Origin of the sequence: Saccharospirillum sp. (assembly GCF_040881935.1) — a bacterium.
GTDB lineage: Bacteria > Pseudomonadota > Gammaproteobacteria > Pseudomonadales > Natronospirillaceae > Saccharospirillum.
The window spans coordinates 1-2,187 of record NZ_JBBECH010000030.1 but is presented as its reverse complement, the minus strand read 5'-3'; the positions used below and the strand labels follow the sequence as shown (position 1 = coordinate 2,187).

The following is a 2,187-nucleotide window of genomic DNA, read 5'->3' as shown; positions in this document are numbered from 1 at the left end:
GGCCAGGCGCAGCATGGTTTTCATGAAGTTGTTACCGCGGGCGCTGTAGACCCAGCTGGTGCGGAAGATCAGGTAGTCTGCGCCGCTTTGTTCGATGGCCTGGTCCCCTTCGAGTTTGGTTTTGCCGTAGTGGCTCAACGGGCCAGTGGGGCTGGTTTCCTGCCAGGGTTTCTCGCCATCGCCAGGGTAGACGTAGTCGCTACTGTAGTGGACCAGGCGGGCGTTGTTTGCGGCAGAGTAGTTGGCCAACTGCTCAGGCAGGCCAGCGTTAAGGCGCTTCGCCGCTTCCTGCTGCTCTTCGGCGGCGTCTACGGCTGTCCAGGCCGCGGCGTTGACGATTAAGTCTGGCTGGGTGCTGGCAAGGTAGCCAGCTACGGACTTCTCGCTGGCCAGGTCCAGTTCTTCCCTGCCGGGGGCAGTGATAGTGCCCAGGGGGGAGAGGGTTCGGTGGAGTTCGAAGCCTGCCTGGCCGGTTTTGCCTAGGAGTAAGATGTTCATTCGCCTGACCCCAACCGCTCCCGCTGGTAGCTACCATCCTGCACACGCTGACACCAGTCGAGATTATCTAAGCACCACTGCACGGTTTTGCGGATGCCGGTTTCGAAGGTTTCTTGCGGCACCCAGCCCAGTTCCTTCTCGATTTTACTGGCGTCGATGGCGTAGCGCTTATCGTGGCCGGGGCGGTCTTTTACGGTGGTGATCAGTTCCCGGTAAGGCATTGCCTGCGGGCGCAGCTCCTGGAGGGTGTCGCAGAGGGTGTGCACTACCTCGATGTTCTGTTTTTCGTTATGGCCGCCGATGTTGTAGGTTTCGCCGGGTTTGCCTTTGGTGACCACTGTATAGAGGGCGCGGGCGTGGTCTGCTACGTACAGCCAATCGCGGATCTGGTCGCCTTTGCCGTAAATGGGCAGCGGCTTGCCTTCCAGGGCGTTGAGGATCACCAGCGGGATGAGCTTTTCCGGGAAGTGGTAGGGGCCGTAGTTGTTGCTGCAGTTGGTGATCAGCACCGGCAGGCCGTAGGTGCGCTGCCAGGCACGGACAAGGTGGTCTGAGCTGGCCTTGCTGGCGCTGTAGGGGCTGCTTGGGGCATAGGGGGTGGTCTCGGTAAAGAGATCATCCGTGCCCTCCAGGTCACCGTAGACTTCGTCTGTGCTTATGTGGTGGAAGCGGAAGTTGGTTTTGCGTTCGCCTTCCAGTGCCTGCCAGTAGTGGCGGGTGGCTTCCAGCAGGGTGTAGGTGCCTACGATGTTGGTTTCGATAAAGGCGGCCGGGCCGTCTATGGAGCGGTCTACGTGGCTTTCGGCGGCCAGGTGCATGATGGCGTCTGGTTGGTGTTGAACCAACACGCGGTCCACTTCGGCGCGATTGCAGATATCGACTTGTTCGAAGGCGTAGCGTTCGCTCCCGCTCACTTCCGCCAGGCTTTCGAGGTTGCCAGCGTAGGTGAGCTTGTCGAGATTGACCACTTCCGCATCAGTATTGCCAATAATATACCTGACCACCGCAGAGCCAATAAAGCCTGCCCCACCCGTTATAAGTAACTTCATCGCTATTTTTTACTCGTTTGTTGCCGTAAATTTTATGGGCCCAGGTTATTGCTGACCTCTGACCTTAATTGTTCGATTTCTCGTTGTACTTTCTCATGCTCTTCCAGCTTTCGCTTTAGGAATCGAACCGTGGCATTGGCTTTTTCCTCTATACCACCGGGTGTCAGGATATAGGCATAGCCGATTTTATTCGGGTTTTTCTTGAAATTACCCGCTTTTATCCAACCCTTATCCAGCAAGGCCTTCAGGCAATAGTTGACTTTGCCCAGGCTTAAGCCAAGTTCCCTGGCCATTTGGCGCTGGGTCATTTCCGGGTTGCGTTCCAGGGTTCGGAGTAGTTGGTATCTTAGTTCGTCGGATAGCATTTTTTAAAGGCCGCAGGACATTGAAAGACGTGGGACATTAAGGGACGCGAAACATTGAAAGACGTAACACAATAAAAGACGCTAAACATTAACTGACGTAAAACATTAAAAGATGGAAGAAATCCATAGACCAAGCCTACTGTCTTAGCTTGTCTGATAGCTTTTTTAGCATTATCTGGATTCTTTTGGTTGTTGCCATCCAGGCTTGGAATAAGAGCTGTGAGCTGTGAGCTGTGAGCTGTGAGCTGTGAGCTGTGAGCTGTGAGCTGTGAGCT

At 55.1% G+C, this 2,187-nt stretch carries 4 protein-coding genes; all 4 read right to left on the bottom strand.

The genetic code is table 11. The features are described from left to right. Positions 1-498 (bottom strand): NAD(P)-dependent oxidoreductase (locus WEB54_RS04410; RefSeq protein WP_368053625.1); only part of this gene is annotated, 498 nt, incomplete at its 3' end. Next, positions 495-1,547: a dTDP-glucose 4,6-dehydratase gene (rfbB, locus tag WEB54_RS04405; RefSeq protein WP_368053623.1), complete on the bottom strand. Its 1,053-nt coding sequence runs from the start codon at positions 1,545-1,547 to the stop codon at positions 495-497. The genes rfbB and WEB54_RS04410, both read right to left, overlap by 4 nt. 32 nt (positions 1,548-1,579) lie before the next feature. After that, a complete protein-coding gene (locus WEB54_RS04400) occupies positions 1,580-1,912 on the bottom strand; it encodes a MarR family EPS-associated transcriptional regulator (protein WP_368053621.1) in 333 nt (110 codons plus the stop codon). Continuing rightward, a partial coding sequence (locus WEB54_RS04395; RefSeq protein WP_368053619.1) for a hypothetical protein occupies positions 1,894-2,187 on the bottom strand: 294 nt, incomplete at its 5' end. The genes WEB54_RS04400 and WEB54_RS04395, both read right to left, overlap by 19 nt.

Coding starts and splice junctions, on each gene's coding strand:
- WEB54_RS04400 (WP_368053621.1), bottom strand. CDS start 1,912: ATGCTATCCGACGAACTAAGATACCAACTACTCCGAACCCTGGAACGC.
- rfbB (WP_368053623.1), bottom strand. CDS start 1,547: ATGAAGTTACTTATAACGGGTGGGGCAGGCTTTATTGGCTCTGCGGTG.